Annotated in this window: 1 protein-coding gene; it reads right to left on the bottom strand. The window is 53.7% G+C overall.

Annotation, left to right across the window (positions count from 1 at the left end):
• Positions 1 to 3: 3 nt before the first annotated feature.
• Positions 4 to 533, bottom strand: a 530-nt coding sequence (locus tag AC07OQ_RS24485; RefSeq protein WP_495055745.1) for a PIN domain-containing protein, incomplete at its 5' end; no start/stop codon positions are given.

Here is a 533-nt window from a genome sequence, read left to right on the forward strand (position 1 = left end):
GCGTCACTTTTGCGTCTCCTCGAGAGCTTGCGCCGGCGTGAAAACCGAGATACCTGACTGTTTGGCGACTTTGATCATGTTCCCGTCGCTTGTGATGAGGGAGATGTTGTTCACCTTCGCAACCGCAAGGAAGATGTGGTCCCCGGCCTTGATGTAGGGAAGTTCAGCCATGGCGTACTTGGAGATGAACTTCTCATCGATATGGATGAGCTTCAAAGGATATTGCTGCTTGTCATCGATCTTTGGGCCGACGAACCTGCCTTCGTTCCGAAGGCGCTGAAGCGTGCACTGAACTTCAAACCAACCATGAGCTGGCATGGTTACAACGACGCCTCTTGCAGCCAGGGCCTCAAGCAAAGCCAGCGACTCGCCATGGTTGGGCGAACGAGGGTCGAATGCATCAATGAAGACACACGAATCGACCAAGACGTTGATTCGCTTTTCCAGAGGCGGCTGAGACGTTGCCATATGACGCCTAACGCCTGAATTAAGCCGAGCCGCGAAGCGGCTTCGGCTTGAATGAATTGTTAGGC

Source organism: Roseateles sp. GW821-FHT09B06 (assembly GCF_059418245.1).